The organism is Streptomyces pseudogriseolus, from assembly GCA_002154585.1.
Taxonomy (GTDB): Bacteria; Actinomycetota; Actinomycetes; order Streptomycetales; family Streptomycetaceae; genus Streptomyces; species Streptomyces pseudogriseolus.
The window spans coordinates 1-15,262 of the sequence record MUNG01000223.1; the positions used below are offsets into that span (position 1 = coordinate 1).

At 70.6% G+C, this 15,262-nt stretch carries 6 protein-coding genes, 1 tRNA gene and 1 pseudogene; 7 read left to right on the top strand and 1 reads right to left on the bottom strand.

Features of this window, described 5'->3' with window-relative positions:
• The first annotated feature begins 127 nt into the window (after positions 1-127).
• A complete protein-coding gene (locus CCN29_RS20510; protein ID WP_442538427.1) occupies positions 128-790 on the top strand; it encodes a DegT/DnrJ/EryC1/StrS family aminotransferase in 663 nt (220 codons plus the stop codon).
• A gap of 74 nt (positions 791-864) precedes the next feature.
• Positions 865-937 (top strand) — tRNA-Thr (locus CCN29_RS20515).
• 75 nt (positions 938-1,012) lie between these two features.
• Here the strand turns inward: CCN29_RS20515 and CCN29_RS20520 are convergent.
• Entirely contained in the window at positions 1,013-3,766 is a 2,754-nt protein-coding gene (locus tag CCN29_RS20520) for a SpoIIE family protein phosphatase (protein WP_078592183.1), read from the bottom strand.
• 415 nt (positions 3,767-4,181) lie between these two features.
• On the opposite strand from CCN29_RS20520, the gene CCN29_RS20530 reads away from it, so the two are divergent.
• The 5 genes and pseudogenes from CCN29_RS20530 to CCN29_RS20550 all read left to right on the top strand — a co-directional run.
• Positions 4,182-9,659: a HAMP domain-containing protein gene (locus tag CCN29_RS20530; protein ID WP_078592182.1), complete on the top strand. Its 5,478-nt coding sequence runs from the start codon at positions 4,182-4,184 to the stop codon at positions 9,657-9,659.
• 307 nt (positions 9,660-9,966) lie between these two features.
• Positions 9,967-10,644, top strand: coding sequence for a response regulator (locus CCN29_RS20535; protein ID WP_006130052.1), 678 nt, complete (start codon positions 9,967-9,969; stop codon positions 10,642-10,644).
• A 173-nt stretch (positions 10,645-10,817) separates the two neighbouring features.
• Positions 10,818-13,592: a DNA translocase FtsK gene (locus tag CCN29_RS20540; RefSeq protein ID WP_107481719.1), complete on the top strand. Its 2,775-nt coding sequence runs from the start codon at positions 10,818-10,820 to the stop codon at positions 13,590-13,592.
• A 252-nt stretch (positions 13,593-13,844) separates the two neighbouring features.
• Positions 13,845-14,687, top strand: coding sequence for a helix-turn-helix domain-containing protein (locus CCN29_RS20545; RefSeq protein ID WP_031022830.1), 843 nt, complete (start codon positions 13,845-13,847; stop codon positions 14,685-14,687).
• 93 nt (positions 14,688-14,780) lie between these two features.
• Positions 14,781-15,262: pseudogene (locus CCN29_RS20550) on the top strand (30S ribosomal protein S12 methylthiotransferase RimO); the annotation flags it as partial.

A 15,262-nucleotide genomic window follows, 5' to 3' on the forward strand; every position in this document is an offset into this window, starting at 1 on the left:
GACGCCGCCGAACAATTCTTACAAGGGTTGGTCCCTGAACTTCGGTTCAGGGACCAACCCTTTTTTGTTGCCGGTCACTTGACGTTCACGTTGCCTGCCCAGCATCCACAGCATGGGAACTGCAGCACTGCTCAGGGCGGCCGGCGTCGGAGCCGGTGACGAGGTCGTCGTACCGGCCTTCGGCAACGTGGAGGTCGCGCGGGCCGTGACACTCGCGGGCGCGTTGCCGGTGTTCGCCGACATAGACCCGGCGACGTACTGCCTCGACCCCTCCGCGGTCGACGCGATGCTGACTCCCCGTACCGCGGCGGTCGTTGTCGTCCATCGCTTCGGACGGCCCGCCGACATGGGGCAGTTGCACGCGCTCGGACAGCGGCGCGGCCTTCTCGTGCTGGAGCACGCCGAGTCGGACGTCTCCCGCGACGATGCGGCGCGCAGGCGGGAGCGGGCCGCGTACCTCGACGCGCGGCTGCGTGGCGTGCGGACGCCGGAGGGAGGCGCCGGTCACGACTATCAGCAGTACGTCGTGCGGGTGCCGGGGAACGGGCGGCCCGACCGGGACGCCTTCGCACGGGCCGTACGGGCCAAGGGAGTCGAATGCCGGATACCCGTGCCGACGCCCGTTCACCGGCTCCCCGAGTTCCGGCGGTGCGTGTCGCTGCCGGAGACCGAGCGGGCCGCCGACGAGACGCTCGCGCTGCCCGTCGACGCGTCTCTGACGAAGCGGGAGATGCACCGCATAGCGTCCGTGTGCAATGCGCTGGGAGGACTGCTCGCGCCGGCCGCCTGAGCGTGGTTGGGAGCACGGCTGTGTTCGGGGTATGATCTATTCCGTTGCCGCGCGGGAAACCGAAGCGACAACAGGCCCCTATAGCTCAGTCGGCAGAGCGTCTCCATGGTAAGGAGAAGGTCAACGGTTCGATTCCGTTTGGGGGCTCGACTGAAAGGCCCCGCCCTATTGGGCGGGGCCTTTTTCGTTCCCTGATGCCATGCCGCCCGGGGCGGCGGAGCATCAGTCCTGCTGGAGGCCCGGCACGCGCATCGCGAGAATCGCCATGTCGTCGGACGGCGCGTCCGAGGCGAAGCGTTCCACCGCCCGCATGATGCGGGCCGCGACCGCGCCGGCCGTCAGCCCCGTGCACGTCGTCAGCACCTCGGCGAGACCGTCGTCGCCCAGCATGCGGCTGCCCTCGCGGCGCTCGGTGACGCCGTCCGTGACGCAGAGCAGGACGTCGCCCGGGTCGAGGGTCACCGTCTCCTCGTGCAGCTCCAGGTCCTCCAGGACGCCCAGCAGGGGCTGCGGTTCGGCGGCCGGTACGACCGTGCCGTCCTGGCGGAGGCGCAGCGGCAGGGGATGGCCGGCGCAGACCACCTTCAGCTCCGCGCTGCCGTCCTCCTGCGGGCGCATCTCGCCGTACAGGAGGGTGAGGAAGCGGCTTCGTTCGCCCTCGTCGAGGATCGCGGAGTTCAGGCGCTCCAGGACCGACGGGCCGCTGAGTCCCTCGCGGGCCAGCAGGCGCAGCGCGTGCCGGGCGAGGCCGGTGACGGCCGCCGCGTTGGGGCCCGTGCCGCAGACGTCGCCGATGGCGAAGCCGTAGGCGCCGTCGCTGATCGGGAAGAGGTCGTAGAAGTCGCCGCCGACCTCGTTGCCCTCGCCGGCCGCGCGGTAGATGACCTCGACCTCGACGCCGTCGATCTGCGGCAGCTCAGGTGGCAGGAGGCTGCGCTGGAGCGACTGGCTGATGGCCGTGCGCTCCGAGTAGAGGCGGGCGTTGTCCAGGGCCAGGGCGGCCCGGCGGGACAGGTCCTCGGCCAGTTCCAGGATCTCCTGGCGGAAGTGCTCGTCGGTGGGCTTGCCCAGCGTCAGCATGCCGATGACGCGGTTGCGGGCGACCAGGGGCAGGACCACCGTCTCGCCGCCGACCGCGGAGGCCGTGGCGAGGGTCGGGCCGATGCCGGTGGTGACGTGCCGGGTGGGGCCGCCGCTCAGGCCGAGGCTGCGCATGGAGGTGCGCAGGGCCGCCTGGTGGGCGACCTCCGCGGGCGCCGACCAGACGCGGGCGCCGGGGGTGGGTACCGGGTCCGGCGGGGGCATCTTGGACAGCAGGGACTTGATGCCGTCGATGAGCTCCTCGTCCTCGTGCAGCACGTAGGACAGGTCCGGCTCGGAGGACTGGTCGGCGATCGTGTAGACCGCGCACCAGGTGGCGAGCGTCGGGACGGTCATCTGGGCCATCAGGGCCAGGGTCTGGTCCCGGTCGAGTGTGCCGGCCAGCAGGTCGGAGGCCTCGACGAGGAAGCTGAGGGAGCCGCGCCGCAGCCGCTCCAGCTCGCCCAGGCGGGCGGACTCGACGGCCAGGGCGATGCGGTCCGCGGCGAACTGCAGGCGCAGTGCCTCCTCGTTGGAGTAGCGGCCGGGCGCCTCGGCGGCGACGCCGAGGGAGCCGGTGAGGCGGCCCTCGACCTTCAGCGGCACGGTGACGACCGAGCGCATGCCGGTGCCGTTGAGGAGCGGGACCGCGCCCGGGACGGCCGTGAGGTCCTCGTGGACGGCCGGCATGCGGGCCGAGCCGTAACGGCCGGGACCGCCCTCCACGGGGACGCGTGCGAAGCGCTGGCGGGCCGAGGGCAGGCCGGTGGAGGCGCGGACCTCCAGTTCGGTCTCGTCGTCGGTGGCGAGCAGCAGGAAGGCGGAGTCGCCGTCGAGCATGTCGCGGGCGCGCTCCACGGTGCGCTGGAGCAGGCCGTCGAGGTCGTCGGGGGCGGGGGAGCCGATGAAGACCTCGAACGGGTCGGCGCTCTGGCCGTCGGAGCCGCCGGAGGAGTCGGGCGCGGGGCCCCGGAGCGGGGTCTGCAGAACCGCCCGTTCGTGGTCGCGTACCAGGAGACACACGGTTGACGGTTCGCCGTCGGTGTCGCGGACGCGCAGGTGGGAGGCGTACACCGGGATGACGCGGCCGTGGGCGCCCCGGATGCCGTAGGAGCCCTCCCAGCGGGAGAGCTGGAGGGCGTCCGCGATGCCGGTGCCCGTGCCGGGGGTGTGCGGCCAGGCGGCGAGATCGGTGAGGGGTTTGCCGGTGACCTGCTCGGCGGTGTAGCCGAACAGCTCCTCCGCGTCCTCGTTCCACGCGGTGATGGACCCGGAGCGGTCGATCTGGACGACGGCGACGCGGACCCGGGTGTCGGCCAGCGGCAGCAGGTGGGCGGGGAGGGCGGGGCCCGCGGTGCGGGTGCCGACCGGGCGCTCGGGGAGGTCGAGCTGGAACCAGACGGTCTTGTGGGTGGGCGTGTAGTCGACGCCCCAGTGGCCGGCCAGGGCGGCGCAGAGCTGGAGGCCGCGTCCGCCCTCGCGGTCGGCGCTGCCCATGTCGACCGGGGAACCCTGGAGGGGAATCTCACGCTCGGGATACCGGTCGGCCACCTCGATCCGGACGCCGTCCTCGCTGCGCAGGCAGAGCAGCTCGGCGGACGTGCCCGCGTGCACGACGGCGTTGGTCACGAGTTCGCTCGTCAGCACCACGGCGTCGTCGACGATGTCGCCGAAGCCCCAGCCCTGGAGGGTGTCGCGGACGAAGGAGCGGGCGCTCGCGACGGATCGTCCGACGGGCTCGAAGCTGGCGGCCGCGCGCGCGGTGATCACAGAACTCCTCGACCGGTTCTCGACGGGCATGGCTCCCTGGCCGGCCGGATCGTGCCGCTGGTGCGGCAGGCCGTCCGTCGGCCGTGGGTCCGGGGGCTGCTCCCCCGGAATCAGTCCCGTGGTCATGTTGTGCGGCCGCCCCTCCGATGCCCGCTCGTTCTCGTGCCACCGCCCAGGCCGGACGCGCCGGCGTGGCTGGACAGCCGCATGCAAGGTTACTTACCTTCGCGGTCCGGGCGGATGCCGGTCTGCAGTGTTTCCGTCCGAGGTGTTCGCCGTCCGGCGGGTGTGCGGACGATGTGCGAAGCTGCCGAACTGTTATGGCCTGGTTCCGCGGGGGTGAAACACTGGGCAGGCTTGTAGGGAAGGTCCGGGCAGGCAGTGTGGCGCCGGGGCCGGGTGGGCAGCAGCCCCCTGGCGGCGCCTCGGACGTCGGGCAGGGCATCTCGGGCCAACAGGAAAAGCATCAGGAGCAACGGGAGCACCCTGGACGGTGTGACCGGGTACAGCGGTAACGGTCGACCCCTGCGGGAGGGACACAGTGGAGTCTGGCGCAGCGACGCGGAGCACGAAGACGACGCGCGCGAAAGGCGGACAGTCCCTGAGCACGGCGGGGAAGGCCCGGGGCGGCACCGTGACGGTGGAGGCGGCGGCCCTGAACCGGCTGCTGGGCGCCCTGGTGTCGATGCGGGACGGGAACTTCCGCAAACGCCTCACGGTGACCGGCGACGGCGTGATGGCGGAGATCGCCGCGGTCTTCAACGAGGTCGCCGACCGGAACCTGCACCTCACGGGCGAGCTGGCGCGGGTGCGCCGCATGGTGGGGCGTGAGGGAAAGCTCACGGAGCGGCTGGAGACGGGGCCCTCGGAGGGCTCCTGGGCGGCCGCGATCGACCACTCCAACGCCCTGGTGGACGACCTGGTACGGCCGGTCTCCGAGGTGAGCCGGGTGCTGTCGGCGGTGGCGGAGGGTGATCTGTCGCCGCGGATGGAGCTGCGGACGCAGGCGCCGGACGGGGCCGGGCATCCGCTGCGGGGCGAGTTCCTGAAGGTCGCGCGGACCGTGAACAACCTGGTCGACCAGCTGTCGACGTTCACCGACGAGGTCACCCGCGTGGCCAGCGAGGTGGGCACCGAGGGCAAGCTGGGCGGTCAGGCGCAGGTGCGGGGCATGTCCGGGTCCTGGAAGGACCTGACGGACTCCGTGAACACGATGGCGGAGCGGCTGACGGCGCAGGTGCGCGACATCGCGCTGGTGACGACGGCCGTGGCGCGCGGTGACCTGTCCCGCAAGGTCACCGTGCACGTCGAGGGGGAGATGCTGGAGCTGAAGAACACCGTCAACACGATGGTGGACCAGCTCTCCGCGTTCTCCTCCGAGGTGACTCGTGTCGCGCGCGAGGTGGGCACCGAGGGCGCGCTGGGCGGGCAGGCGCAGGTGCCGGGTGTGGACGGTGTGTGGAAGGAGCTCACCGACTCCGTCAACACCATGGCCGGGAATCTCACCGCGCAGGTGCGCGGGATCGCCGAGGTGACGACGGCGGTCGCCAACGGTGACCTGTCGCGGAAGGTGACGGTCCCGGCGCGCGGCGAGGTGGCGCAGCTCGCCGAGACGATCAACCAGATGACCGAGACGCTGCGGATCTTCGCGGACGAGGTCACGCGGGTCGCGAACGAGGTCGGCGCCGAGGGGCGGCTGGGCGGTCAGGCGAACGTGCCGGGTGCGGCAGGCACATGGAAGGACCTGACGGACTCCGTCAACACGGTGTTCCGCAACCTGACCACTCAGGTGCGGGACATCGCGGCGGTGACGACGGCGGTGGCCAACGGTGACCTGTCGCAGAAGGTCACCGTGGACGTGGCCGGCGAGATGCTGGAGCTGAAGAACACCGTCAACACGATGGTCGACCAGCTGTCCGCGTTCGGCGCCGAGGTGACGCGGGTGGCGCGGGAGATCGGCGTCGAGGGCGAGCTGGGCGGTCAGGCGCAGGTGCCGGGGGCGGCGGGCACGTGGAAGGACCTGACGGACTCCGTCAACACCGCGTTCCGCAACCTCACCGGACAGGTGAGGAACATCGCTCAGGTGACGACGGCGGTGGCCAACGGCGATCTGTCGCAGAAGGTCACCGTGGACGTGTCCGGCGAGATGCTCCAGCTGAAGAACACCGTGAACACGATGGTGGACCAGCTGTCGAGCTTCGCCGACCAGGTGACGCGGATGGCCCGGGACGTGGGTACGGAGGGCCGGCTGGGCGGTCAGGCGCAGGTGCCCGGGGTGTCCGGCACCTGGAAGGAGCTCACCGACTCCGTCAACTCGATGGCCGGGAACCTGACCTCTCAGGTGCGGAACATCGCCCAGGTGACCACGGCGGTGGCGCGCGGTGACCTGTCGCAGAAGATCGACGTGGACGCGCGCGGGGAGATCCTGGAGCTGAAGAACACCATCAACACGATGGTGGACCAGCTGTCGTCGTTCGCCGACCAGGTGACCCGGGTGGCCCGTGAGGTGGGTACGGAGGGCCGGCTGGGCGGTCAGGCGCAGGTGCCCGGCGTGGCCGGCGTGTGGCGGGACCTGACGGACTCCGTGAACGGCATGGCGTCCAACCTGACCGGCCAGGTGCGCAACATCGCGCAGGTGGCGACGGCGGTGGCGCGCGGCGACCTGTCGCAGAAGATCACCGTCGACGCGCGCGGGGAGATCCTCGAGCTGAAGAACACCCTGAACACGATGGTGGACCAGCTGTCGTCGTTCGCGGAGGAGGTCACCCGGGTGGCCCGTGAGGTGGGCACCGAGGGCATCCTGGGCGGCCAGGCGGAGGTGCAGGGGGTCTCCGGCACCTGGAAGGACCTCACGCAGTCCGTGAACGGCATGGCGAACAACCTGACCCTTCAGGTGCGCAACATCGCCGAGGTCACCACGGCGGTCGCCAAGGGCGACCTGTCGAAGAAGATCACCGTGGACGCCAAGGGCGAGATTCTGGAGCTGGTGACCACCGTCAACACGATGGTGGACCAGCTGTCGTCGTTCGCGGAGCAGGTGACCCGGGTGGCCCGTGAGGTGGGCACCGAGGGCATTCTGGGCGGCCAGGCGCATGTGCCGGGTGTCACGGGCATCTGGAAGGACCTGAGCGACAACGTCAACCTGATGGCGAAGAACCTCACTACCCAGGTGCGGAACATCTCGCAGGTGTCCGCCGCGGTCGCCAACGGCGACCTGACGCGGCAGGTCAGCATCGAGGCGCGCGGCGAGGTGGCGCAGCTCGCGGACACCATCAACACGATGGTGAAGACGCTGAGCGCGTTCGCCGAGCAGGTCACCAAGGTGGCCCGTGAGGTGGGCACGGACGGCATCCTGGGCGGGCAGGCGCACGTGCCGGGTGTGGCGGGCACGTGGAAGGACCTCACCGAGTCGGTGAACGGCATGGCGTCGAACCTGACCGGTCAGGTGCGCAACATCGCCATGGTGACCACGGCCATCGCCAAGGGTGACCTGACGAAGAAGATCGACATCGACGCGCGCGGGGAGATCCTCGAGCTGAAGACCACCATCAACACGATGGTCGACCAGCTGTCGTCGTTCGCCGAGGAGGTCACGCGTGTGGCCCGTGAGGTGGGCACCGAGGGCCAGCTGGGCGGTCAGGCGCGGGTGCGGGACGTGGACGGCACCTGGCGGGACCTGACGGAGTCGGTGAACGAGATGGCCGGGAACCTCACCCGGCAGGTGCGTGCCATCGCGCGCGTGGCGACCGCGGTGACCCGCGGCGACCTGAACCTGAAGATCGACGTGGACGCGTCCGGGGAGATCCAGGAGCTTCAGGACTACATCAACAAGATGATCGCCAACCTGCGCGACACCACGATCGCCAACAAGGAGCAGGACTGGCTGAAGGGCAACCTGGCCCGCATCTCCGCGCTGATGCAGGGCCGGCGCGACCTGGAGGACGTCGCCTCGCTGATCATGAGCGAGCTGACGCCGGTGGTGTCCGCGCAGCACGGCGCGTTCTTCCTCGCCATGCCGCTGATGGACGGCGAGGACCTGAACGCGGGCGACGAGGAGCAGTTCGAGCTGCGGATGCTGGGGTCGTACGGCTACTCGATGGGGTCCATGCCGACGTCGTTCCAGCCCGGTGAGGGGCTGATCGGGACGGCCGCGATGGAGAAGCGCACGATTCTGGTGGACAGGGCGCCCAGCGGCTATCTGAAGATCTCCTCGGGGCTCGGGGAGGCGCCGCCGGCCCAGGTGATCGTGCTGCCGGTGGTGTTCGAGGGGAAGGTGCTCGGCGTCATCGAGCTGGCGTCGTTCACGCCGTTCACGGCGATCCAGAAGGACTTCCTCAACCAGATCGCCGAGATGATCGCGACGAGCGTCAACACCATCTCGGTCAACACCAAGACCGAGCGGCTGCTGGCGCAGTCGCAGGAGCTGACCGAGCAGCTGCGGGAGCGGTCGGCGGAGCTGGAGCAGCGGCAGAAGGCGCTCCAGGCGTCCAACGCCGAGCTGGAGGAGAAGGCGGAGCTGCTGGCCCGTCAGAACCGCGACATCGAGGTGAAGAACACCGAGATCGAGGAGGCGCGGCAGGTCCTGGAGGAGCGTGCCGAGCAGCTCGCGGTGTCGATGCGCTACAAGAGCGAGTTCCTGGCGAACATGTCGCACGAGCTGCGTACGCCGCTCAACTCGCTGCTTATTCTGGCCAAGTTGCTGGCGGACAACGCGGAGGGGAACCTCTCGCCGAAGCAGGTGGAGTTCGCCGAGACGATCCACGGCGCCGGGTCGGACCTGTTGCAGCTCATCAACGACATCCTCGACCTGTCGAAGGTCGAGGCGGGCAAGATGGACGTCTCCCCGACGCGCATCGCGCTGGTGCAGCTCGTGGACTACGTGGAGGCCACGTTCCGGCCGCTGACGGCGGAGAAGGGCCTGGACCTGTCGGTGCGGATCTCGCCGGAGCTGCCGGCCACCCTGCACACCGACGAGCAGCGGCTGCTCCAGGTGCTGCGGAACCTGCTGTCCAACGCGGTGAAGTTCACCGATTCCGGTTCGGTCGAGCTGGTCATCCGGCCCGCCCGGGACGACGTCCCGCAGGCGATCCGGGAGCAGCTGCTGGAGGCCGGTTCGCTGACCGACCCGGACGCGGACCTGATCGCGTTCTCGGTGAGCGACACCGGCATCGGCATCGCGGCCAGCAAGATGCGGGTGATCTTCGAGGCGTTCAAGCAGGCCGACGGCACGACCAGCCGCAAGTACGGCGGCACGGGCCTGGGACTGTCCATCTCGCGGGAGATCGCGCAGCTGCTCGGCGGTGAGATCCACGCGCAGAGCGAGCCGGGCCGAGGCTCGACGTTCACCCTGTACCTGCCGCTGCACCCGAGCGAGCTGCCGCCCAACGGCTACCAGCAGCCGCCCATGCCGGCGCTGGAGGCGGGGGACCTGGTGGCGTCGGCCGAGCCGGCCGCGCCGGAGGCGGAGACCCCGGCGGAGGTGACCTCGTACCGTGAGGCGCGTAACGGTCCGGCGGCGCTGTTCCGGCGGAGGCGCCGGGTCTCGCTCCAGCAGGACCAGCGGCCCTCCGCGGAGCTGGAGGAGTGGCCGGCGGTGGAGCAGGAGCCGCAGGCGGCGCGCACGCCGCGCCGGGGCATCCGCTTCGCCGGGCAGAAGGTGCTCATCGTCGACGACGACATCCGCAACGTCTTCGCGCTGACCAGCGTCCTGGAGCAGCACGGCCTGTCCGTGCTGTACGCGGAGAACGGCCGCGAGGGCATCGAGGTGCTGGAGCAGCACGACGACGTGGCGGTCGTGCTGATGGACATCATGATGCCCGAGATGGACGGGTACGCGACGACCACGGCGATCCGGCGGATGCCGCAGTTCGCGGGGCTGCCGATCATCGCGCTCACCGCGAAGGCGATGAAGGGCGACCGGGAGAAGGCCATCGAGTCGGGCGCCTCCGACTACGTGACCAAGCCGGTCGACCCCGACCACCTGCTGACCGTGATGGAGCAGTGGATGAGGGGGGAGTGAGACCGGCGGCCGCAGACCGTGCGAAGGTGACAGGAAGCTGCGAAGGACACGCGGAGTCGTCCACGCGTCGTGCGCGAAGTCGTGTAGAAGTGCGGTATACGGGGAACCTTCTGGTCTCCCGCGGCGTTTCCGCTAGGTGCACAGTGACATCACGGTGACAGGGTGTGGCGACAGGCGGGGTGCGGCTACGATGACCGGCACAAGGACGGGCGGCGCAAGGGAGTCGCCCTCTGGTGCGGCACCCACCGGTGCTGTGCCAGGTCCTGCGGACAGGGAGGGCCCCAAGCCGGGGCGAGGAGGGCGGGCCATGGTGCAGAAGGCCAAGATCCTCCTGGTCGATGACCGGCCGGAGAATCTGCTGGCGCTCGAGGCGATCCTCTCGGCGCTCGATCAGACGCTGGTGCGGGCATCGTCCGGGGAGGAAGCGCTCAAGGCGCTGCTCACGGACGACTTCGCGGTCATTCTGCTGGACGTTCAGATGCCGGGCATGGACGGTTTCGAGACCGCCGCCCACATCAAGCGGCGGGAGCGGACCCGGGACATCCCGATCATCTTCCTCACCGCGATCAACCACGGCCCGCACCACACCTTCCGGGGCTATGCGGCGGGCGCGGTGGACTACATCTCCAAACCGTTCGACCCGTGGGTGCTGCGCGCGAAGGTCTCGGTCTTCGTCGAGCTGTACATGAAGAACTGCCAGCTGCGGGAGCAGGCGTCGCTGCTGCGGCTCCAGCTCGAGGGCAGCGAGAAGGACGCGGGTGAGTCCAAGGAGTCCGCGGGTCTGCTCGCCGAGCTGTCGGCGCGGCTCGCAGCCGTCGAGGAGCAGGCCGAGGCGCTCACCAAGCAGCTGAACGACGAGTCGACCGACGCGGCCGCGGTCGCCACGGCGGCCCATCTGGAGCGGAAGCTCACGGGATTGCGGCGGGCGCTGGACGCCCTGGACCCCGGGACCGGGAGCGCGTCGTCGGTGTCCTCGCAGAACTGACCCCGCCCGCGCGGACCTTGCCCGCCCCCGCGGACGGCTCGGGCTCTGAGGGGGCGTCAACTCCATGGCGCCCGGGCAACACGCGTCAGTTTCGCGCCGCGAAGCGCACGACACGAACGGGTGAAGCATCCGCCACGCGTGTCACGTGCCGTCTCCCCCGGTAACCTCACACCATGGCCTCACGTCCCTCCGCAGCCAAGAAGCCGCCCGCGAAGAAGGCGGCCGCTTCCGCGAAGGCTCCGGCGAAGAAGGCCGCCGCCAAAAAAACACCGGCGAAGAAGGCCCCGGCCCGGAAGGCTCCGGCGAAGAAGCCCGCCCCCGCGCCGGCCCCGAACCCGACCGGCGCCGTCTACCGGCTCGTCCGCGCCCTGTGGCTGGGCCTGGCGCACGCGGTGGGCGCCGTGTTCCGCGGCATAGGGCAGGGCGCGAAGAACCTCGACCCGGCCCACCGCAAGGACGGGCTCGCGCTGCTGCTGCTCGGCATCGCGCTGATCGTCGCCGCCGGCACCTGGGCCGACCTCGAAGGGCCCGTCGGCGACCTGGTGGAAATCCTGGTCACCGGCGCGTTCGGGCGCCTCGACCTGCTGGTGCCGATCCTCGTCGCCGTCGTCGCCGTGCGGTTCATCCGGCACCCGGAGAAGCCCGAGGCCAACGGGCGGATCGTGATCGGCCTGTCCGCCCTCGTCATCGGCGTCCTGGGCCAGATCCACATCGCCTGCGGCTCGCCCGCGCGCGGTGACGGCATGCAGGCCATAAGGGACGCCGGCGGGCTCATCGGCTGGGGCGCGGCCGCGCCGCTGTCGTCCACCATGACCGACGTGCTGGCCGTCCCCCTGCTGGCGCTGCTGACCGTCTTCGGTCTGCTGGTGGTCACGGCCACCCCGGTGAACGCCATCCCGCAGCGGCTGCGCCGGCTCGGCGAGCGGCTGGGGCTGGTGCAGGAGGCGGAGCCGGACGAGTTCGGCGAGGACGACGTGCGCTACGAGGAGCAGTGGCGCGAGGCGCTGCCCCGGAGCCGCCGCGGGCGCCGCCCGGCACCCCAGGAGTTCGACCCGGAGCAGGCGGAGGAAGAGGCGCTGTCCCGGCGGCAGCGCCGCCCGCGCCGGTCCGCCGTGCCGCAGCCCGACGCGAACCGGCCGATGGACGCCGTGGACGTGGCCGCCGCCGCGGCCGCCGCGCTCGACGGCGCCGTGCTGCACGGCATGCCGCCCTCGCCCGTCGTCGCCGACCTCACCCAGGGCGTCAGCACCGGCGACTACGAGCCCACCACCCCGACGCCGGTCCCCGCCGCCCGCCCGCAGCAGGACGCGCCGAAGAAGGGGAAGACCCGGCGGGAGGCGCCCGCCGCGAACGGGGACGAGGGCGCCGAGCAGCGGGAGCGGCCGCCCGCGGGCGTGCTCGACATGACCAAGGCACCGCCGCGCGAACCCCGCGACCTGCCGCCGCGCGCGGAGCAGTTGCAGCTCTCCGGCGACATCACGTACTCCCTGCCCTCGCTCGACCTGCTGCACCGCGGCGGGCCGGGCAAGGCGCGCAGCGCCGCCAACGACGCCATAGTGGAGGCGCTGCGGAAGGTGTTCACCGAGTTCAAGGTGGACGCCGACGTCACCGGCTTCACGCGCGGCCCGACGGTCACCCGGTACGTCGTCGAACTCGGCCCGGCCGTGAAGGTCGAGCGGGTCACCGCGCTCACCAAGAACATCGCGTACGCCGTCGCCAGCCCGGACGTGCGGATCATCAGCCCGATCCCCGGCAAGTCCGCGGTCGGCATCGAGATCCCCAACACCGACCGGGAGATGGTGAACCTCGGCGACGTGCTGCGGCTCGCGGAGTCCGCCGAGGACGACGACCCGATGCTGGTCGCCTTCGGCAAGGACGTCGAGGGCGGCTACGTCATGGACTCGCTGGCGAAGATGCCGCACATGCTGGTCGCCGGCGCCACCGGCTCCGGCAAGTCGTCCTGCATCAACTGCCTGATCACCTCGGTCATGATGCGGGCGACCCCGGAGGACGTCCGGATGATCCTGGTCGACCCCAAGCGCGTCGAGCTGACCGCGTACGAGGGCATCCCGCACCTGATCACGCCGATCATCACCAACCCCAAGCGGGCCGCCGAGGCGCTCCAGTGGGTGGTGCGCGAGATGGACCTGCGCTACGACGACCTCGCCGCCTACGGCTACCGGCACATCGACGACTTCAACCGCGCGGTGCGCGAGGGCAAGGTCAAGCCGCCCGAGGGCAGCGAGCGCGAGCTCCAGCCGTACCCGTACCTGCTGGTGATCGTGGACGAGCTGGCCGACCTGATGATGGTCGCCCCGCGCGACGTCGAGGACGCCATCGTGCGCATCACCCAGCTCGCGCGGGCCGCCGGCATCCACCTGGTGCTGGCCACCCAGCGGCCCTCGGTCGACGTCGTCACCGGTCTGATCAAGGCGAACGTGCCGTCCCGGCTGGCGTTCGCCACGTCCTCGCTCGCCGACTCGCGGGTCATCCTCGACCAGCCCGGCGCGGAGAAGCTGATCGGCAAGGGCGACGGCCTGTTCCTGCCGATGGGCGCGAACAAGCCCACCCGTATGCAGGGCGCGTTCGTGACCGAGGAGGAGGTCGCGGCGGTCGTCCAGCACTGCAAGGACCAGATGGCGCCCGTCTTCCGGGACGACGTCGTCGTCGGCACCAAGCAGAAGAAGGAGATCGACGAGGACATCGGCGACGACCTCGACCTGCTGTGCCAGGCGGCCGAACTGGTCGTCTCCACGCAGTTCGGGTCCACGTCGATGCTCCAGCGCAAACTGCGCGTCGGCTTCGCCAAGGCGGGCCGGCTGATGGACCTCATGGAGTCCCGTAACATCGTCGGACCGAGCGAAGGTTCGAAGGCTCGTGATGTTCTCGTGAAACCTGATGAGCTGGACGGCGTGCTCGCGCTGATCCGCGGGGAGTCTGAAGGGTAGACGGCGGGTACACGGTCGTCGCGCCGGGACGTCCGGCCGGGTGATCGTGACCCATCCGTAAGCGATCAACGAGCAACCGTTTCCCGTCGGCACACGTCAAGTTGAACGAAGTGTCAGACAGCAGGACGACCATCGGAATGTCGGGCCATTCCGATGGCGTACAAAGTACGAACGCCCGGTTGCCCCACCCCTTCGTACCCCACCTAGACTGAACCTCCAGCACAGGCGGCTACACGCTCGAAAGGCGCCCCCGTGTCCATCGGCAACTCCCCTGAAGACGAGCGTCCGTTCGAAGACGTTTCCGAGGAAGACCGCCCTTCCGTCTCGGTCGGCCGTGCGCTGCAGCAGGCCCGCATCGCCGCCGGGCTCACCGTCGACGACGTCAGTACCGCCACCCGTGTCCGCATCGCCATCGTCCACGCCATCGAGCGGGACGACTTCGCACCCTGCGGCGGCGACGTGTACGCGCGCGGGCACATCCGCACGCTGGCCAAGGCCGTGAAGCTCGACCCGGCCCCGCTGCTCGCCCAGTACGAGACGCAGCAGGGCGGCGGCCGCCCCGCGCCCACCCCGGCCGCGCCCCTCTTCGAGGCGGAGCGCATCCGCCCCGAGCGGCGCGGACCCAACTGGACCGCCGCGATGGTCGCCGCGATCGTGGTCGTGATCGGCTTCGTCGGCTTCACCATGGTCAACGGCGGCGACGACGGCGAGGCGAACGTCGCCGGCGACACCGAGCCGACCGCGTCGCCCAAGCCCAGCCCCAGCACCAGGACCGCCGAGCCCGTCGTGCCCGCGCCGGAGCCGTCGGACAGCGCAATCGCCGCGGCCCCGCAGGACAAGGTGACCGTCAAGGTCGTCGCCGCCGACGGACCCAGCTGGATCTCCGCCAAGGACCACAACGGCAAGGTCCTCTTCGCCGAGCTGCTCAAGGAAGGCGAGGACAAGACCTTCCAGGACAACGACAAGATCGACCTGGTCCTCGGCGACGCGGGCGCCCTCGACCTGTTCGTGAACGGCAAGAAGATCGAGGACGACTGGAAGCCCGGTGCCGTGGAGCGCCTCACCTACACCAAGGGCGACCCCCAGGCCGGGTGACCGGCTTCGAAAGACGTGACCACCACGGGGTTGGCCGGGCCCGGCCAACCCCGTCGACATGGGGTGTCGCCGGGACGAAGTAGTCTTGAGCCCATGCCTGAACGCCGTACCGTCGCACTGGTCACCCTTGGCTGCGCCCGTAACGAGGTGGACTCGGAGGAGCTCGCAGGCCGTTTGGAGGCGGACGGCTGGCAGCTCGTGGAGGACGCCGAGGACGCGGACGTCGCCGTCGTCAACACCTGTGGCTTCGTCGAAGCCGCCAAGAAGGACTCCGTCGACGCCCTCCTGGAGGCCAACGACCTCAAGGGACACGGGAGAACGCAGGCCGTCGTCGCCGTGGGCTGCATGGCCGAGCGGTACGGCAAGGAACTCGCCGAGGCCCTGCCCGAGGCCGACGGCGTGCTCGGCTTCGACGACTACGCCGACATCTCCGACCGCCTCCAGACCATCCTGAACGGCGGCATCCACGCCTCCCACACCCCCCGCGACCGGCGCAAGCTGCTGCCCATCAGCCCGGCCGAGCGGCAGGAGTCCGCTGCCGCCGTCGCGCTGCCCGGACACGGCCCGGCCGACCT